The sequence below is a fragment of the Pedobacter xixiisoli genome, from assembly GCF_900215335.1.
GTDB classification, from domain to species: Bacteria; Bacteroidota; Bacteroidia; order Sphingobacteriales; family Sphingobacteriaceae; genus Pedobacter; species Pedobacter xixiisoli.
In genome coordinates this window covers 748,413-765,357 of sequence record NZ_OCMT01000002.1, presented here as the reverse complement: position 1 = coordinate 765,357, position 16,945 = coordinate 748,413, and the positions used below count along the sequence as shown (strand labels likewise).

At 37.4% G+C, this 16,945-nt stretch carries 18 protein-coding genes; 7 read left to right on the top strand and 11 right to left on the bottom strand.

Annotation, left to right across the window (positions count from 1 at the left end; genetic code table 11):
* Position 1: 1 nt before the first annotated feature.
* The 4 genes from CRO54_RS09495 to CRO54_RS09480 form a co-directional block, all read right to left on the bottom strand.
* Positions 2-1,297, bottom strand: coding sequence for a DUF2268 domain-containing putative Zn-dependent protease (locus CRO54_RS09495; protein WP_097131345.1), 1,296 nt, complete (start codon positions 1,295-1,297; stop codon positions 2-4).
* 502 nt (positions 1,298-1,799) lie between these two features.
* On the bottom strand, positions 1,800-3,659 hold the full coding sequence (hscA, locus tag CRO54_RS09490; protein ID WP_097131344.1) for a Fe-S protein assembly chaperone HscA: 1,860 nt from the start codon (positions 3,657-3,659) through the stop codon (positions 1,800-1,802).
* Between the two features lie 74 nt (positions 3,660-3,733).
* Entirely contained in the window at positions 3,734-4,081 is a 348-nt protein-coding gene (locus tag CRO54_RS09485) for a hypothetical protein (protein WP_097131341.1), read from the bottom strand.
* A 36-nt stretch (positions 4,082-4,117) separates the two neighbouring features.
* Positions 4,118-5,341: a glycosyltransferase gene (locus CRO54_RS09480; RefSeq protein ID WP_097131339.1), complete on the bottom strand. Its 1,224-nt coding sequence runs from the start codon at positions 5,339-5,341 to the stop codon at positions 4,118-4,120.
* A 176-nt stretch (positions 5,342-5,517) separates the two neighbouring features.
* On the opposite strand from CRO54_RS09480, the gene CRO54_RS09475 reads away from it, so the two are divergent.
* Positions 5,518-6,099, top strand: a complete 582-nt coding sequence (locus CRO54_RS09475) for a MiaE family protein (RefSeq protein WP_097131337.1) — start codon at positions 5,518-5,520, stop codon at positions 6,097-6,099.
* Between the two features lie 57 nt (positions 6,100-6,156).
* On the opposite strand, the gene CRO54_RS09470 is transcribed toward CRO54_RS09475, so the two are convergent.
* Positions 6,157-7,233 (bottom strand): DUF3810 domain-containing protein, encoded by a 1,077-nt coding sequence (locus CRO54_RS09470; RefSeq protein WP_097131335.1) that lies wholly within the window; start codon positions 7,231-7,233, stop codon positions 6,157-6,159.
* A complete protein-coding gene (locus CRO54_RS09465; protein ID WP_097131333.1) occupies positions 7,233-8,567 on the bottom strand; it encodes a dihydroorotase in 1,335 nt (444 codons plus the stop codon). Before CRO54_RS09465 ends, CRO54_RS09470 begins: the two co-directional genes overlap by 1 nt.
* A 311-nt stretch (positions 8,568-8,878) precedes the next feature.
* Here CRO54_RS09465 and CRO54_RS09460 point away from each other — a divergent pair, with 311 nt between their 5' ends.
* From CRO54_RS09460 to CRO54_RS09435, 6 genes are read left to right on the top strand one after another with little or no spacing between them, the layout of a single operon-like run.
* Positions 8,879-10,192: a DEAD/DEAH box helicase gene (locus CRO54_RS09460; RefSeq protein ID WP_097131331.1), complete on the top strand. Its 1,314-nt coding sequence runs from the start codon at positions 8,879-8,881 to the stop codon at positions 10,190-10,192.
* A gap of 1 nt (position 10,193) precedes the next feature.
* On the top strand, positions 10,194-10,475 hold the full coding sequence (locus tag CRO54_RS09455; RefSeq protein WP_138765794.1) for a hypothetical protein: 282 nt from the start codon (positions 10,194-10,196) through the stop codon (positions 10,473-10,475).
* Positions 10,476-10,507: 32 nt separating this feature from the next.
* Positions 10,508-10,843: a gliding motility protein GldC gene (gldC, locus tag CRO54_RS09450; protein ID WP_097131327.1), complete on the top strand. Its 336-nt coding sequence runs from the start codon at positions 10,508-10,510 to the stop codon at positions 10,841-10,843.
* A 17-nt stretch (positions 10,844-10,860) separates the two neighbouring features.
* On the top strand, positions 10,861-12,711 hold the full coding sequence (locus CRO54_RS09445) for a response regulator (RefSeq protein ID WP_097131325.1): 1,851 nt from the start codon (positions 10,861-10,863) through the stop codon (positions 12,709-12,711).
* A gap of 19 nt (positions 12,712-12,730) precedes the next feature.
* Positions 12,731-13,135 carry a hypothetical protein gene (locus CRO54_RS09440; protein ID WP_097131323.1) on the top strand — a complete coding sequence of 135 codons (405 nt, stop codon included), beginning with the start codon at positions 12,731-12,733 and terminating at the stop codon, positions 13,133-13,135.
* A complete protein-coding gene (locus tag CRO54_RS09435; RefSeq protein ID WP_097131321.1) occupies positions 13,135-14,307 on the top strand; it encodes a sialidase family protein in 1,173 nt (390 codons plus the stop codon). Before CRO54_RS09440 ends, CRO54_RS09435 begins: the two co-directional genes overlap by 1 nt.
* On the opposite strand, the gene CRO54_RS09430 is transcribed toward CRO54_RS09435, so the two are convergent.
* The 5 genes from CRO54_RS09430 to CRO54_RS09410 form a co-directional block, all read right to left on the bottom strand.
* Positions 14,304-14,870 (bottom strand): Maf family nucleotide pyrophosphatase, encoded by a 567-nt coding sequence (locus CRO54_RS09430; protein WP_097131319.1) that lies wholly within the window; start codon positions 14,868-14,870, stop codon positions 14,304-14,306. The two genes, CRO54_RS09435 and CRO54_RS09430, sit on opposite strands and share 4 nt — an antisense overlap.
* A 151-nt stretch (positions 14,871-15,021) precedes the next feature.
* Positions 15,022-15,426, bottom strand: a complete 405-nt coding sequence (locus tag CRO54_RS09425) for a hypothetical protein (protein WP_097131316.1) — start codon at positions 15,424-15,426, stop codon at positions 15,022-15,024.
* Positions 15,427-15,667: 241 nt separating this feature from the next.
* Positions 15,668-16,192, bottom strand: a complete 525-nt coding sequence (locus CRO54_RS09420; protein WP_097131314.1) for a KdsC family phosphatase — start codon at positions 16,190-16,192, stop codon at positions 15,668-15,670.
* Positions 16,193-16,263: 71 nt separating this feature from the next.
* Positions 16,264-16,506, bottom strand: coding sequence for a Fe-S cluster assembly protein IscX (iscX, locus tag CRO54_RS09415; RefSeq protein WP_097131312.1), 243 nt, complete (start codon positions 16,504-16,506; stop codon positions 16,264-16,266).
* 88 nt (positions 16,507-16,594) lie between these two features.
* On the bottom strand, positions 16,595-16,927 hold the full coding sequence (locus tag CRO54_RS09410; RefSeq protein ID WP_097131310.1) for a 2Fe-2S iron-sulfur cluster-binding protein: 333 nt from the start codon (positions 16,925-16,927) through the stop codon (positions 16,595-16,597).
* Positions 16,928-16,945 lie beyond the last annotated feature (18 nt).

Below are 16,945 nucleotides of genomic sequence, written 5' to 3'. Positions count from 1 at the left end.
TTTATTCTGCTGTTTTAAAGTTGATTAAATAGGCTTTTAAAGGAATGCCATTTTCGTTCCTAAATCTTTCGGTAACTACACTTTGGTAATTTCTGTTGGGCTCAAGTTTCACTTCATAACTGAAAGATTTTTTATCTTCCGAAAAACCGATTACTCGTTGTACCATCAGCACATTTTTTTCGCCAGTTGGCCCATAATCAAAACCTCTAGCATTGGTATTCATTGGTTGCGAGAAATGCAAGGTGATTGTTTTAGTGCTTGTATTTACGTTCTGACTGTTGTTCTCAAATTCTTTAATGCCGATTACTTCTGGTCTAGATTTTTCAAAAGCTTCCTTGTAAACCGCTAAAGGCTGCTCAAAATATTTAGACTTTTCTACAAAAGCAATCAAATCTTCTTCCTTATTGTAGTCTAGCTCTATCATTTCTTTTACTGCGGCCTTTTTGTCTTTCGAAAGATTATAGAAGTTTTCGCAAATGGCATAACCAACGTAGTAACCTAAATCACGCATTTTAAATTGATTATTAGGACTATTATACAGCCAATTTGCTACAGAGCTAGAAAACATTTCTTTTTCAAAAGCGGCTTTAATCTTTGCATCGTTTGCTTTTCCAAAAGCCATTTGAGGGTTAGGAGAGGATACTTTCAATGCTTTTTCTGCCAACAATTCTGCTACGCCTTCTAGTACAACTTGCGTTAAAAGTGTGTTGCCAATGGTGGTTTTTTGCTGCGTATGTACATATTCATGCACGTTGGTGAAAACCATTCCGTCTATTGGACGAGTTTTGAAAAAGCTTACCAAATGAGGGAAATCTTTCTGTAGTTCTTCGGTGTTAGTTTGATCATCAGCCATCGAAATTTCTGCACCAATTAAAACTTTATCTTCGAGTGTTGTTCCGCCAGTTCTTAAAGCGCCAATACTGAAGTAGATTTTAGCTGGTTTCAATGGATATAATTTATTAAGGGACGCTATAGCCGATTCAATTTTTTGAGCGTAATCTGCTACTTTTAAAGTATTTGCTCTAACCGACGACCAATAATTTGGATAACGATTGATTGCATTTATAAAGCCCTGAGGTGTATAATTCCTAACTTCCATCAAAGCTTTTAAACCCGGAGTGCCTTTGTTGATGTAGGAATTTTGAATGATCGAGAGTTGCGTTGCACTATCTTTTGTAGCTTTAATTTGGTCATAAGCTTCCCAAAAATTCTTGATATCTGTAGTGATGATGTTTTTTTGCTGAGCAAAAGCGACACTAGAAAATAGTGCGAGTGTTAAAATAAAAGCCTTCTTCATAAAGTAAATCTATGAAGAAGGCTTTCAATATCCTAAAAAAAGTAACTGGTTTGCAGTTTAATTGGATTTATAATTTAAATACGAGGCTCTAGTTGAGGTGTGTTCGAAATGTTGTTAAAATGTATTTTTAGCTCACCGCCGCTGGGCTCTTACTTTTTGACCGCAAAAAGTAACAAAACCGTAGCGTAGCGAAGCTCATCAGCTTTGCTGATAAACTCTCGGTTGCCTATTTTTCTTTTAAAGAAAGTGCTTTGGCTTTCGGGTGCAAACCGAAAAATAGGAGACCTAACATAGCTGAACGAGGAGATTGTAGGGCTAGCGCTAACAAAAAACTCAACTTCGTATTCCAACTTGCGTTAGGTTGCCAGCCCAATTTTCGACACCCACCGAATAATTTGAGGACTACAATTCCCCTCTTTTAGAGGGGTGCCCAACGGGCGGGGTGTTCTATTTAAAAAGACGCTGTGTGAATATTATTCTAACATTGATGAAGCTTCCTGTATTATTCATCTATCTTTTTACCTTTCATTGCCTGACCAATTGCCGTATCCATCACTCTTTCTGCAAATGGACGAGTGAACTCATTCAATTCATCCGTTTTCTTAAGGATGATATCTTTGTCGCCACTGCCCAAAGCTTCTTTCAAGCTATCGATGTGTTTTTGTGTGTCAGTAACTTCGGTTTTTGTAAGTAAATCTTTGTGTTTTTCTATAAATCGCTCTGCGGTGTAAACCAATTGCTCGCCTTCGCTGCGTGCCTCAATCAGCATGCGTTGCTCCACATCACTTTTAGCATTGGTAATACTGTCAATTAACATTTTCTCTACCGTATCATCACTTAAGCCATAACTTGGTTTAACCTCAATTTCTTGTTTCACACCCGAACGTAACTCAATGGCTTGAACCGTTAAAATACCATCCGCATTTAGTAAGAAGTTGATATCCACCTTCGGTAAACCTGCAGGCATCGCTGGAATGCCTTTCAAATCAAATTCTGCCAGTTTACGGTTTTCTTTTACCAAATCGCGTTCGCCTTGATAAACCGAAATTTTCATGTTCACCTGTCCGTCTACCGAGGTGGTGTATTGGCGACCAGCCTTAGTTGGTACTTTGCTGTTACGAGCGATAATTACATCCATTAGGCCACCCATGGTTTCGATGCCAAGTGACAATGGCGTAACATCCAGTAATAAAATATCCGAACGGTTACCCGCTAAAATATCAGCTTGTACGGCCGCACCTAAAGCCACCACTTCATCAGGGTTGATGTTATCTTGAGGGGTTTTTCCGAAGAATTCGCTCACCGCTTTTTTAACGTAAGGTGTACGGGTAGAACCACCCACTAAAACCACTTCGTCAATATCAGCAATGCTTAACTCTGCATCTTTTAAAGCCGATTTACAAGCTTCGATGGTTTCTTGTACTTTAGCAGCAATTAAACTTTCGAAGGTTTCTTTATCTAAAGTGCACCAAATTTCTCCCAATTTTTCGTTGTAGAGGTTTTGAGTTGTTAATGCTTTTTTAGCAGCTTCGGCTTGTAAACGTAAGCTTTGTGTTAGTACATTGTCTTTGGCTACTGATGCAGCATCTAGCTGATTTTTTTCTATCCAATAGTTGAAGATGGCACGGTCAAAATCATCGCCACCTAAGAACGTATTGCCGTTGGTGCTTAATACTTCGAAAATACCATTTTGAATTTGTAGGATAGAAACATCGAAAGTACCCCCACCTAAATCATAAACTGCAATGGTTTTCTGCTGCGATGGATCTAAACCTAAACCATAGGCCAAACTCGCTGCGGTAGGTTCGTTAACAATACGCAATACATCCAATCCGGCAAGTTTACCAGCATCTCTAGTCGCTTGTCGCTGACTATCATTGAAATACGCAGGAACCGTAATTACCGCTCTGTTCACTGGAGTTTTTAACGCATGTTCCGCTCTAGCTTTCAGTTCTTTTAAAATCTCCGCCGAAAGCTCAATTGGAGTGTAAAATCTGTCGCCAGCTTTAATTTTTACCAATGCATCGCTATCGTCATCAATTACTTTGTAGCTAAAAATATCGCTGTGTTCCGCAACATCTTTGTACGAACGGCCTAGCAATCGTTTTACAGAGAAAATGGTATTGGAAGGGTCGGTAGTTAAGTAAGCTTTAGCTTCGTTACCCACTTCTGCATCGCCATGTTCATTAAAGTGCACCACCGATGGAACCAAAACGCCTTTTCCTGCATCATTAATTACCTGTGGTTGTTGCTCTGGATTGATAAAAGCGACCAAACTGTTGGTAGTACCTAAATCAATTCCTACAATAATTTCTTCTTTTTGTAATGAACCTGTCGCCAGATTGATGGATATTTTTGCCATGGGGCAAAGTTACAAGAATGTTGTAAGGTTTTGGGGATGGAATGTTTGAATGTTGTAAAAAAGGTTGATCGTTTTTAATTGCCAGTTTCACTTTCCACAATTCGATATTCTCCAAATGTACCATCCCATTTTTCTTTATAAGTAGAGAATTCGACATGTTCAATTATTCCAGCGGTAACATCGATGACATAACTCAAACCTTCTTTTAATGCGGGTATTTCTATTTTTTCGCCATTACTGAACAAAGCATTAATCATTTCTGGTTCTTCGCTGAAATCAACGTAGGCGAAATTTACGTAAAAGCTGAAACCAGAAACTCCTCTTTTTGAAACTTTAAGATGAGATAAGTGAGATTTTAAGGAAGGATATTTTTGGACTAAACCATTCAGTAATGTTGTTTCTAATTCATTTAATTCTTCCATATATTAATGCCTAAGTAATTGAATTTGTAAATATAATTATGCTTTCTTGTTCTTTTCCTCAATCCAAAGCGACATGTATTTAGTGCTTTGTAAGGTTTGATGCTTTAATATTTCTCCGAAGAAATTCTGTTGCTGATGTCCGTTTAGGTTTTCTTCAATAGCAATAATTCTTTCTAAAAAAGGTGCTTCAAACTTATTTTTAGAATATAATTCGTTAATAATTTTAATTCCATTTTGTTGCGCTTGCTTCCACTGGATTTCATTTTGATAAAATGCCAACGTTTCATCAACGAAAGCTTCTAAATTATTATTTATGACACCAGCCCAGTCCAATCCGTTTGCCATTCCTTCGGCACCAACTACACTACTGGCAATTGGTGTTCCCGTTTGCATAGCATCTATAAATTTGCCTTTTACACCTGCACCAAATAGGAGCGGAGCCAATAAAATTCGGTATTGAGCGATAATTTCTCTGGCATTTTCGGCCCTGCCATGAACAAAAAACTTCTCTCTAGTATTTTGCAATTGTGTTACTTTTTCTGTAGCGTAAGCCCCATAAATATGTAATGAAGCTTCTGGAAGTTTTTTTCTTAACAAAGGCCAAACACTAGTTTTGAGGTATTGTAAAGTCTGCCAATTTGGTTCATGAAGGTAATTGCCGATGAAAACAAAATCTTTTCTTTCTTCAAAAGTTTTCCAATGTTCAATAGTAGTAATTTCTTGTTCTAAAAATGGCAGATAGTAAAGTATCTGGTTGCTGATATTGAATGTTTGCAGCAAATCCATTTCCACCTGCGAAATAATTAAGGATAAATCGCAACGTAAGATAGATGCCAGTTCTCGTTTGGTAACGTCATTATATAAATCTAATCCGGTGCTATGTTTAATGGACTGCTGCCTAGCGTGACGCAGGAAATGCAAATCCTCAGTATCCAAAATTCGCATCGCATTCGGACACTCTTGCTGTACTCGCCAACCATATTGTTCCTCAATCATAAACCTATCGAAAACTACGATATTTGGGTTGAGGTTTGCTAGCCATTCGTTAAAAGAACTGTCATTGAGTTTTATTTCATGCTCAATAACGCCAATAGCTGTTAATTCGAAACTGAAATCACTTTTAGACGCAGCAGATGCAAAATGAACTTCATCGCCGTTGGCTAAAAAAAGTTGTACCAATTGTATGATACGAGTGCCTGCTGCCGATGAAGTAGGTTCTGGCCAAACTAATCCAATAAATAAAACTTTTCTTGACGCCATGTTCTGCAAAATTGCATTTATTCCGTTGAACTACAAAAGACTTAACCACGAAGCCACAAAGAACACGAAGATTTTCTTTCTTGCAAAGAATCGACTTTCTAAATTAAAGACTTCGTTTTTCTTAGTGTTCTTTGTGGTTAATATAATATCACGATATATTCTTAATTTTGCGGCTTATGCTAGGACTGAAACTACTTACCGACCCTCGTTGGGCGAATATTGCCGAAGGAAATTTGGAAGAAATATTAACCGATCACGCTTGGTGCGAGCAAAAAGCGGCTAGTAATGCCATCACTTTAATTACGCAAAACTCCGAACATCAGGATTTGGTTGATGAATTGACGGCAATTGCTTTAGAGGAATTGGAGCATTTTCAGATGGTTATTAATATCATCAAAGAGCGTGGTTATACTTTAGGTCGTGAGCGTAAAGACGATTATGTTGGTCGTTTAGTGAAGTTTAGCAAAAAAGATGGAAGCAGAAATCAAGCTTTTATAGATAGGTTGTTGTTTGCGGCAATGATTGAAGCTCGTAGTTGCGAACGTTTCAGAGTATTATCACAAAATATCAAGGATGAAGAGCTAGCTAAATTCTACCACGAATTGATGGTTTCTGAGGCAACACATTATACTACCTTCTTAAATTTCGCTCGTAAATACACCGTTGACGTTGATGTAGATAAGCGCTGGAAGGAATGGCTAGAGTTTGAAGGAAACCTAATACAAAGCTACGGAAATAAGGAAGCGATACACGGATAAGATGTTCACAGTTGGCAATTATCAGTTGGCACTATTTGCAGCTGGAACTGGAAACTGTCAATTGAGAACTGCCAACTCTTTTTTATGATAATTCACCAGCCAAAGCACAATATCTTGATAGCTTTTAATGCCTTTATGTTGATTGTTCAGCTTTAAGATTTTATCAAAGGTTTTGCCCATGTAAACAGACATGGCGCCATTGTATTGAGCCCAAAATTCCCTCTCTATCTTGAAATTATCCATTATCGAAGCCGGAATTTTAGTAATGATGTTATTATAGTCTTCTGGATATTTCATTCTAATTTCAAACATCACATACCTAAACATATTGTAATACGCCGAATATTGAAATCGACTATTACTGCTGTGAACTGCCGCTAGGTAACCTACTAAATTAGCTTCATCTTCTTTAGCAACACCTAATTGGTGCGCAATTTCATGGCAAGTAACAAAAGGCAAAACGAAACTAGGTAATCCGTGGTTAATATTTGCTTCTCCAGAAAGTGGATTGTAATAGCCTTCAATTCCCATTTTGCTAGTTAACCAAGAACTCAATACGGGCTTAACCGCCATATATTTGTATCTGAAGAATGGTTGGTTCTGCGCTAACTGATTAAAGGATGTGGCAGCAATATCCTCAAGTTCTTGTGGTGTATAACTAAGTATCGCAGTGTCTATGTCTTTATCCAAAGAATCTAACTTTTGTAAAAGGAACTCATTTAATTTTAATAACTGTTCTTTCTTGTAAGGCTTATCACTAATTTGAAGTTGTTCGTTAATTCTTGGTCTAGAATAGTTTAAACCCCAAAGTAATTTGAAGGAGATGTAGATAATGAGAATGAAATTCAAAGATTTTAGGCCGAAAACATAGTAGTCTGTTTTTGTTTTTCTTTGTTTACTAATGAAAACAAGAACGCTTCGCAGCACGTAAATGATTAAGAGTGCATACAGGAAATCGCCAATGGCAAATGGGAAAAATGAAGCAATACATCGCTGTATAACTGATGTAATAGTATAGAGCAATCGGCTGTAATAAGTTTCAACGGCGTCGGGAAAGAAGCCGAAAGAGAAAATTAGCACCGCAATACCGACGTATATAAAGAGGGCGTTAAGTTTTTTGCCTTCTTTCTTCATTACCTATTAAAAGTTAACCTTTTACCTGTTTCATTGGTCATGAATTTACCTTTCTGGTAAGCTAAATTTCCAGATACAAAAGTGTGGGTAATGCTTGCTTGGAAAGTTTCTCCATCAAATGGCGACCATCCGCATTTATACAAGGTATTTAATTTGGTCACTTTAAAAGTATCATTTAAATCTACCAATACTAAATCTGCCCAATAGCCTTCTCTCACAAAACCACGCTCGCTCAAATTAAAGCAGGTAGCTACGTTATGAGACGCCTTTTCTACAATTTTTTCCAAGGAAATTTTTCCCTGTAAGTGCATTTCCAATAGAGCAGGTAAAGCATGTTGCACTAAAGGTCCACCAGAAGGAGCTTGTGCATAAGCTTGGTTTTTTTCTTCTAAAGTATGAGGCGCATGGTCTGTAGCAATCACATCGATGTGATTGTCTAGTAAACCTTGCAAAATTCCTGCTTGATCTGCTGCGGTTTTCACAGCGGGGTTCCATTTAATGAAATTTCCTTTCGTAGCATAGTCTGCGTCGTTAAACCAAAGGTGATGTACGCAAGCTTCAGCGGTAATTCGTTTATCGGCCAAAGCCAAAGTATTGTCAAATAGAGCTACTTCTTTTGCCGTAGAAATATGAAGGATGTGTAAACGCGTATCGTATCTCTTAGCCAGTTCAACAGCTAAAGACGAAGATTTGTAACAAGCCTCCGCACTTCTAATTAGCGGGTGCATCTCGATAGTCAAATCATCGCCGTACTTTTCTTTGTAAGTAGCCAAATTATGACGGATTGTGGCTTCGTCTTCACAATGCGTAGCCACCAACATTGGTGCTTTGCTGAAAATATTTTCTAACGTTTTCTCGTTATCCACCAACATGTTTCCTGTAGACGAACCCATGAAAACCTTGATGCCACATACATTTTTCGCATCCGTTTTCAGTACTTCTTCAATGTTATCGTTACTGGCGCCCATGTAAAATGAATAGTTAGCTAATGAGGTAAGCTGAGCGATAGCATATTTATCAGCCAGTAAATCTTGAGTTAAAGTGTTGGGAACGGTATTGGGCATTTCCATAAATGAAGTGATACCGCCAGCAACAGCTGCCATACTTTCCGAAAATATATCTGCTTTATGTGTTAAGCCAGGTTCACGAAAATGAACTTGGTCATCAATCATTCCGGGTAAAAGATGTAGGCCTTCAGCATTAATCTCTAAGTCTGCTGTAGCATCAATTGTTGGAGCAATTTTTTCAATTCTTCCGTTTTTTATTAATAAATCTGAAGTGAAAATTCGCCCTTCATTTACAATATTAGCTGCTTTTATCAAGATTGTACTCATGCTGGTAAAGTTAGTAATTAGTATTGAGATATGAAGTTTGTACGTAGGAAAGTCTAGAAGTTAGAAAGTCCGGAAGTCTGGAAGTTGATCGTTTGGAAGGGAAGTTCGGAAGTGTTCGGTGAAGACCTTTGTTAATTAAACCTGACTTAGCGAGATGCCGATTTTATAGGCAGAAGCGAGGGCAGGGCTAAAATTGCTGAAAAGCTGTGACATACATTTTCATAAAATGATACTGGTTTGTGGCGTGTCATCTTATGGAATTCGGGTTGTAAACTTCGGACTTACAACTAATAAATCGTAAATTTGCGGCTATGCCAAAAAAATTCGAAGAGTTTAAACTCAACAGACAAATACTGAACGCCATAGAAGAAGCTGGTTTCACCGAAGCTACGCCCATACAAGAGAAAGCGATTGGTCCGGTATTGTCAGGACAAGATTTGTTCGGTATTGCCCAAACGGGTACTGGAAAAACAGCGGCTTATGTGCTGCCTATGCTCATGAAGCTTAAATTTGCACAGGGTGAAAATCCAAGAGCTTTAGTTTTAGTGCCTACCAGAGAACTGGCTTTGCAAATAGAAGAACAGGTAAAACTTTTCTCTAAATACACCGATTTAAGAACCATCGTGATTTTTGGAGGTCTAGGTCCTAAAACTCAGAAAGAGCAAATAGCCAAAGGTGTAGATATTTTGGTGGCTACACCTGGTCGCTTTTTAGATTTGTATTTAGCTGGCGATATTAATACACGTAGCTTACAATTTTTGGTGTTAGACGAGGCAGATAAAATGATGGATATGGGCTTCATCGGTTCTATCCATAGAATTCTGGAAGTAGTTCCTCGCAAGCGTCAAAACTTGCTTTTTTCTGCTACAATGAGCGATTTGGTTCATAAAATTGCTGGAGATTTCCTGAAGAATCCACTCACGGTTGAAGTTGCTGCACAAGCTACTCCCGCAAAAACGGTGACGCAGTTGATGTATGCAGTGCCTAACTTCAAAACAAAAATTAACCTGCTACAGAGCTTATTGAAAAACGTCGATGAATTTAAGAAACTGATTATTTTCTGTAAGACGAAAACTGTAGCAGATAATATCAACAGCTTTATTACGCGAAGATTAGGTGAAGAAGCAGTGAGGGTAATACACGCCAATAAAGGACAAAATACCCGAATCAATTCTATCAATAGTTTTAAGGAAGGTAGTATTAGGGTTTTGGTGGCAACCGATGTGGCCTCTAGGGGTATTGATGTTAGCGAAGTAAGCCATGTAATTAACTTCGATGTGCCAATCATTATAGAGGATTACGTACACAGAATTGGTAGAACAGGCAGAGCTTTTAATGAAGGAACGGCTATTACGTTTTACAATGAAGCCGAGCGTTATTACATCGATAAAATCGAAAAGTTGATTAGACAGCAAATTCCAGAACATCAACTTCCAGCCGAGGTTTTTATAGAAGAAACCCCATATGAGGAAAAACAATCTATAGCAAGGGAAATTGATGCCCAAAAGAGGAAAGATAATCCCGATTTTAAAGGAGCTTTCCATGAAAAGAAAAAGCAGTATCCTGTTGTAAACAAAAAAAATACAAAAGGAAACTATAAATCCAAACCTAAATCTCGTAGATAAATTGAAAATAAAATTAACTCCGCTAAACATTGTATCTGCTTTTAGCGTAATGGTAGTTGTAGGTTTAATCATCAACAAAAATTGGTTACTTGCACCAGCTAATCATGAGTTTAAAGGACTTTTTATTGCACTGGGTTTGTTGGTGTTTTTTGTGTCGTTTCTTTGCGATCAAATATTTAGAAAATTTATCCCCACTTTGGCAAGACTTTGGCTAATGCAGCTCATGGTTATAGTATTCGCTGTAATTTTTGTCTTGGTATTAAAGATAAGTGTGTTTGGATAATACGTTAGTTACAATAAGACAAAATTATAAAGATGAAAAAAGCGGAAATAAAAATTACAGTAGAGCTAGACGAAAAGAATGTGCCTGAAAATATTCTTTGGGAATCATCAGATTCTGAGAATAAAGACCAAATGGCGGCAAAATCTATGATGTTAGCACTTTGGGACCATAATTATAAAAATTCGATGAGAATAGATTTATGGACTAAAGATATGCCAGTTGATGAGATGAAACGTTTCTTTTACGAAACACTACAAACCATGGGAGATAGCTTTTTAAGAGCTACCGGAGAACAAAATATAGTAGAAGATTTGAGAGATTATTGTGCACACTTTGCAGATAAAATGGGTATTAATACTAAAGGATAGCCAATTTTGATTTTTTTATGAGCATACCTGCGTCAAAACAAATTTTTATCAATTTTATCGTTAAGCTATTGCTGATATTAGCAATAATTGGCGGTGGCGCAGCTTTGCTAATTTATAATAAAGATAATACCGATTATTTTAAACAAAAGCAACAGCATGTAGCTAATTTGATAGAGCTAAATGACGTGCTACAGAAAACCGGACATGCTTATCTAGGATTCATCAAGGCGGATACTAATCTGCGGGATAGCCTAAAGGTTTATCTCAAGGATTTGGCTAAGAAGAAAAATATATTAGAAAGCTATTCTGGCGAGAACGAAGTTTATAAGAGTGATGCATTAGCAATAAAAAGTAGTTTAGATAGCGAAGAAAAATTCTATAATTTTCAGCTATCCGCATTTTTAAAGTTGGGTGCTTCATTTACTGAAACTCAAACAGCTATTGGGGACGAGATTGGCCTTACTCAACCCTTACTCATCCAGTTAATCAAACTAGAACGTGATGATCTTAAAGTAAGAATCCAGCAAAACGATATTTTTTATGAGCGTTTGGGTTACGCTGTAGTTGGTGTGGCTAGCTTGGTGTTGCTTATGGTTGTTGTTTTTTACAGACGCTCTCAAAAAAGCCTCGAAGAGCAGTTGTTGCACGATAAGGAAATTTATAATGCCAAGTTAAATGCACAGGCTGCAAACAATGCAAAGACTGAGTATTTAGGAATGATTAGTCATGAAATTAGAACGCCAATGAACGGTGTTTTAGGAATGGCTAACCTTTTAATGCAGGGCTCGTTAAGTACCGAACAGAGAGAATATACTAAAACCATACATGACAGCGCAGAATCTTTGTTGCGTATTGTAAATGATATTTTAGATTTTTCGAAAATTGAAGTCGGGAAAGTACATTTAGAGAAGACTTCTGTAGATATTCGCGATTTAATTGCAGAGGCTTTTGCTCATCTTCAAAAGTCTAAACCAGGCTTGTCAATTGACTTTACTGTAGATAAGAATGTACCTAACGCTATTTACGGTGATCCAAAGCGTTTAAAACAGGTACTGCTTAATTTTCTAAGTAATGCAGTAAAGTTTACCGAAAAAGGTAGTGTGGTTTTAGAATGTACCATCATCGATAAAATGGAAAATGAAGACCTCCGCCTAGGTTTTGTAGTTAAAGATACTGGAATTGGTATTGCCGAAGATAGGGTCAAATCATTGTTTAAGCCCTTTGTGCAAATGGATCATTCTACTATGCGCAAGTACGGAGGTACTGGTTTGGGCTTAAATATTGCCTATAACCTAATTACCATGATGGGTGGAAAAGTGAAAGTAAAAAGTGAGGTGGGCAAGGGTTCTGCTTTTACCTTCTTTATTACTACTCAAGAGGCCTTCGAAACACAGTCTCCTAAGGTAATTAAGGAACAGCCTAAATTGATATTAGATAATGAATTGTGTGCCAATTATCCATTTAAAATATTGGTGGTAGATGATAACGACATTAACCTAATGCTAATCACAAAAACACTCAGCAAGTTAGGTTACGATTGTAAAAAAGCTTCTAATGGTCAGCTTGCAGTGGATATGGTAAGGAAAGAGCATTTTGATCTCATTTTTATGGACATGCAAATGCCTATTATGGACGGCACCGTAGCCACTACCGAAATTAGAAAGCATTATCGTGTATACGAATTTCCTGTTGTGGTGGCGCTTACCGCAAATACATTGGGCGATGGGAAAGATAAATGCCTAGAAGCTGGCATGCAAGATTTTATTGCAAAGCCTTTTAAACCAGCCGAAATAGAGGAAGTTATCCGGAAATGGGCGCCAAAAATTATCGACTACAAAAGCAAACATCAATCTAATTTATTAAGTTAGCAGCTTAAAATAGATTAGCATGTTAATTGTAAATAAGCCGTTGGCTATTATTGGACTCATCTTAGTATTTGTGGCAGGTTTTTGTCCTATCCTACAAGTTAAAATTATTTTCGAATGGATTAACTGGGGTTTGTATAAAACAGACGTTCGTTTATTCTTAATCACCTACTCTTTTATTGCCATAACAGCACTTTGTTATTTTATTAGACAGCTCAAAGCTTTTAGATTGCTAACCAGAGTAATGTTTGTATGGGTTTTGTTAATGGCTGCTGCGGTTTATTTTAAATCTACTCATTACTTTGGGATGAAATTAGCCGATAATTTGTTGGGTAAAGCTATTCACTTCCAATGGGGATGGATTGTCTTGGTGAGTGGTGCTCTTTTACTGCTGTTTAGTGTGAAAAAGCAAAGGCTAGAAGTTTAATGAGATTCGCTAAATATGGTTTGCTGATTGCTTTGTTCGTACTGAAGTCATGTTTATCGTATGCGCAAGAATCCAATCCTCCATTTAGCATTTTAGCCAATTTATTTGATACCACTCAGGTCAGTACTTTAGGTTTGCCCTTTGCTAGAGGCATAGAGACATCAACCGTGTTTAAGCCCGGCGAACAAGATTATAAATACAACCATGGCGTAGTTTTATTTCCGTTTAAGGATGAATTATATGCGCAATGGCAAAGCTCGCTAAAAGACGAGGATGCCATAGAAACTCGCGTCATGTACAGCAAAAGTAAGGATGGTAAAACTTGGACTAAGCCAGAGGTTTTGGTGGCTTCAAATAAGGGTGGCTTAATCACAAACGGAGGGTGGTGGAGTAAAGGAAATACGCTAATTGCCTATGTTAGTAAATGGATGGTAGAGGATAAAGAACCGAAACAAGGCATTACTTTGTACATAGAAAGTACTGATGGTATCAATTGGTCTTCTCCAAAACCTGTGCTTGGAAAAGACGGTAAGCCTGTGCTGGGAATTATAGAACAAGATTTACGTACGTTGCCTAATGGACGTATACTAACTGTATTCCATGAACAACCAGGATTAATTGCCAAGCCTTATTTTACTGATAATTCCAATGGGGTAGAAGGATGGACTAGAAGCGAAATGCAAAACCTTCCTCATAAAAGTGGGATGAGCAGGGAGCTGGAACCGAGTTGGTATCATCGCCCAGATGGCAAAGTGGTAATGGTTTTTAGAGACCAAAACAATAGTTACAAGAAATTGGCAGCCATAAGTAACAATAATGCTTTGAGTTTTTCAACTCCAGTGTTAACTAACTTTCCAGATTCTAGGGCAAAACAAAGTGCTGGTAATTTACCTAATGGGATAGCTTTTCAGGTGAGTAATCCGTCTGGTAACAAAACCCGTATCCCATTGGTGCTAACGTTAAGCAAGGATGGAATGTTGTTTGATAAAGCTTTTTTACTACGCAGTGGAGACAAAGATTTACAGCCTTTAAGATACGAAGGGAAATATAAGCGTATTGGCTATAGTTATCCAAAATCTGTTGTTTGGAAAGAATATTTGTACGTTTCTTATGCGACTAATAAAGAAGACGTAGAAGTTACCCGAGTTCCTCTAAAGAATTTGAACTACTAGATTTTCAATAAATATTGATAAAGCTTTTCGGTTGGTAAACCCATTACATTCGTGTAAGAACCATTTAGTTTTTCTACTACAGTTAGGCCAAACCAATCTTGTACGCCGTAGCTACCAGCTTTATCAAATGGTTGGTAATGATCAATATAGTAGTTAATCTCCTCGGTATTTAAAACGCGACAGAAGACTTCTGTTTGGTCATAGAATGACACTATTTTCCCATTATAATTGATGCTTACGCCTGTATAAACTTCGTGCTGATTGCCAGATAGTTTTCCAAGCATTTCTTGGGCTTCCATATGGTTTTGTGGTTTGCCTAATATTTCTCCGTTAATAGCTACAATAGTATCTGCGGTAATAATAATTTCATCAGGGTTAGCAACGAATGCTTTAGCCTTTTTCTCCGCAATATACACCGCAATTTCTGGAGCACTTAAAGTTTCAGGATAACTCTCATCTACGTCTTTTAGCTCCACAGAAAACTTCAATCCCATTAAGGTTAAAAGTTCTTGTCGTCTTGGAGATTTTGAAGCGAGTATAATTGGTGCGGTAAGCTTTAGCATGTTTTGGTATTTTAAATTACAGCATTAAAAGAGAATTATACGTAATCTATCTTAATTGCTTGTTGTTTTTTTTATTTGGAATACTTTTATAATTCTTCAAAAATAACAAAAGCGGCAAATAGCCGCTTTGTTTTATCATTTAATTCGTTAATTAATTTCCACCTTGTCGCTCCTTCATTCTTTTTTCCATTTCTGCTCTTTGCTCATCAAGCATTGCTTTATAGGTTTTCTTTTGGTCTTCAGTTAAAACTGCGGTAATTTTAGTTTCAAGTTCAGCTCTTTGTTTCTGCATTTTCTCCATCATCGCTTGTCTATCTCCAATGCTTTCCTCACGTAATTTCTTTTGAGCATCAGCTTGGTCGGTAAAAATTGCAGTTAACTTTGTTTTCTGATCATCAGATAATTTCAATTTTTCATCCAATTGTTTAACCCTAGCTTCTGGGTTCATACCCATACGTCCACCTAGGCCGCCAGCTGGTCTGCCTTGACCGGGTTGTGCTTGAGCAAATGCTATCATGCTAAATAATAGCCCGCAAATCATCATTAATTTTTTCATCTTTTAAGTTTTGATTGTGATGAAATGAAGCTATGCCAATAAATTGGAATGGTTTCATCCCCAATGTTTTTTAAGTTTCTTCTTTGAGTAAAAGAAACTGCATAAGTTTAATGGATGAAAAAGAATTATTTGTTAAATAATGTTAATGGTAGGGGACAGGGGCAAATTGTCAGAGATCAGTTTGGGATTTAATGTTCAGTTAAACAGTTAAAGCGAATAAACAGTTCACCAAATTTAACATTTACTTGCTTGCTTCGGCTGCAGATGGGGTGTCGCCGTTCCAGTTGTACTGAACTTTCAGTACTTTTTCTATCACATCTCTAGCAGCAGCGTCGCCACCATTTTTTGGGGAAATGTAATGGGCAATTGCTTTAATTTCTTCTACCGCATCGGCAGGGCAGGTGGCAATACCTACCAATTTCATCACTTCAGCATCAGGAATGTCATCGCCCATATATAGTACCTGATAAGGACTGATTCCTTTTCGTTGGATGTAATTGTTGAAGACTTCTACTTTATCATCTACACCTAAAAAAACATCAGCTATGCCTAAGCCTTCGAAACGCTTGCTCAAAGCAATTCCTCTACCACCAGATATGATACAAACATGGTAACCTTTTTTAGCCGCTAATTGTAGCGCATAACCATCTTTAATGTTGAAAGAGCGTAATAATTCACCACTTTCGGTTGCAATAACCGTTCCGTTGGTAAGTACGCCGTCCACATCAAAAATAAAGGTGGTGATGTTTTTAAGGTTTTGAAGCATGTTAGTTGTGGGTTACGGGTTGGGTTACGGGTTTTATAGATTCGACTTTTAATACGTAACTCTTAACTCGATTACTGATTATCTCTCCACTCGTAAACCCAAGCAGATTGAATTTGTTCTAAATGACCTTCGGTGCATTGCTCTCTTGTACCGGCAAAGTTTGGTAATTCTAACACCCATTCAATCAATTCGGTAAACCTAATTCTGTAGATTTTTGCCTCGTTAAAATCATCACCAAATTTCTCATAAAGCTCTAAAGCAATATCTTCAATGTCATTCCACTGAATCGGTAAGGCAAATTTATCGTTGTTCATTTTTGTAAAGTTGAAATGTTTTAATTTGATTAACTGTTTTTGGATTAATCGGTTAACTGATACCTGACCACTGTTAACTGGAAATTGTTTAGTGTCCTAAAAACCCTGATTGGTCTGGTACGGTAATTTCAATATCGCCATCTAAAACTACGCACTGACACGCTAATCTTGAAGTGATTTTTGGTCTAACCGCACGGTCAACAAAGTCTTCTTCCTTTTCAGAGATTTCCTGAATGTTGTCCATTCCTTTGGTTACGTAGATGTGGCAAGTGCTACATCCGCAAACGCCACCACAGTTATGTTGTAACTTAATGCCATTATCCAATACTACATCTAAAACATCTTCACCAGCGGCAATAGGTAGCTCGATAGGCTCTTTTCCTTCTTCTTCGAAATTTATCTTTAGTTTGAAAATACTCATAATTCAGTGCAAAAGTAA

Coding starts and splice junctions, on each gene's coding strand:
- iscX (WP_097131312.1), bottom strand. CDS start 16,506: ATGAACAACGATAAATTTGCCTTACCGATTCAGTGGAATGACATTGAA.
- CRO54_RS09445 (WP_097131325.1), top strand. CDS start 10,861: ATGAGCATACCTGCGTCAAAACAAATTTTTATCAATTTTATCGTTAAG.
- CRO54_RS09485 (WP_097131341.1), bottom strand. CDS start 4,081: ATGGAAGAATTAAATGAATTAGAAACAACATTACTGAATGGTTTAGTC.
- CRO54_RS09440 (WP_097131323.1), top strand. CDS start 12,731: ATGTTAATTGTAAATAAGCCGTTGGCTATTATTGGACTCATCTTAGTA.
- CRO54_RS09480 (WP_097131339.1), bottom strand. CDS start 5,341: ATGGCGTCAAGAAAAGTTTTATTTATTGGATTAGTTTGGCCAGAACCT.
- CRO54_RS09460 (WP_097131331.1), top strand. CDS start 8,879: ATGCCAAAAAAATTCGAAGAGTTTAAACTCAACAGACAAATACTGAAC.
- CRO54_RS09420 (WP_097131314.1), bottom strand. CDS start 16,192: ATGCTTCAAAACCTTAAAAACATCACCACCTTTATTTTTGATGTGGAC.
- CRO54_RS09425 (WP_097131316.1), bottom strand. CDS start 15,426: ATGAAAAAATTAATGATGATTTGCGGGCTATTATTTAGCATGATAGCA.
- CRO54_RS09495 (WP_097131345.1), bottom strand. CDS start 1,297: ATGAAGAAGGCTTTTATTTTAACACTCGCACTATTTTCTAGTGTCGCT.
- CRO54_RS09465 (WP_097131333.1), bottom strand. CDS start 8,567: ATGAGTACAATCTTGATAAAAGCAGCTAATATTGTAAATGAAGGGCGA.
- CRO54_RS09410 (WP_097131310.1), bottom strand. CDS start 16,927: ATGAGTATTTTCAAACTAAAGATAAATTTCGAAGAAGAAGGAAAAGAG.
- CRO54_RS09475 (WP_097131337.1), top strand. CDS start 5,518: ATGCTAGGACTGAAACTACTTACCGACCCTCGTTGGGCGAATATTGCC.
- CRO54_RS09470 (WP_097131335.1), bottom strand. CDS start 7,233: ATGAAGAAAGAAGGCAAAAAACTTAACGCCCTCTTTATATACGTCGGT.
- gldC (WP_097131327.1), top strand. CDS start 10,508: ATGAAAAAAGCGGAAATAAAAATTACAGTAGAGCTAGACGAAAAGAAT.
- CRO54_RS09430 (WP_097131319.1), bottom strand. CDS start 14,870: ATGCTAAAGCTTACCGCACCAATTATACTCGCTTCAAAATCTCCAAGA.
- CRO54_RS09435 (WP_097131321.1), top strand. CDS start 13,135: ATGAGATTCGCTAAATATGGTTTGCTGATTGCTTTGTTCGTACTGAAG.
- hscA (WP_097131344.1), bottom strand. CDS start 3,659: ATGGCAAAAATATCCATCAATCTGGCGACAGGTTCATTACAAAAAGAA.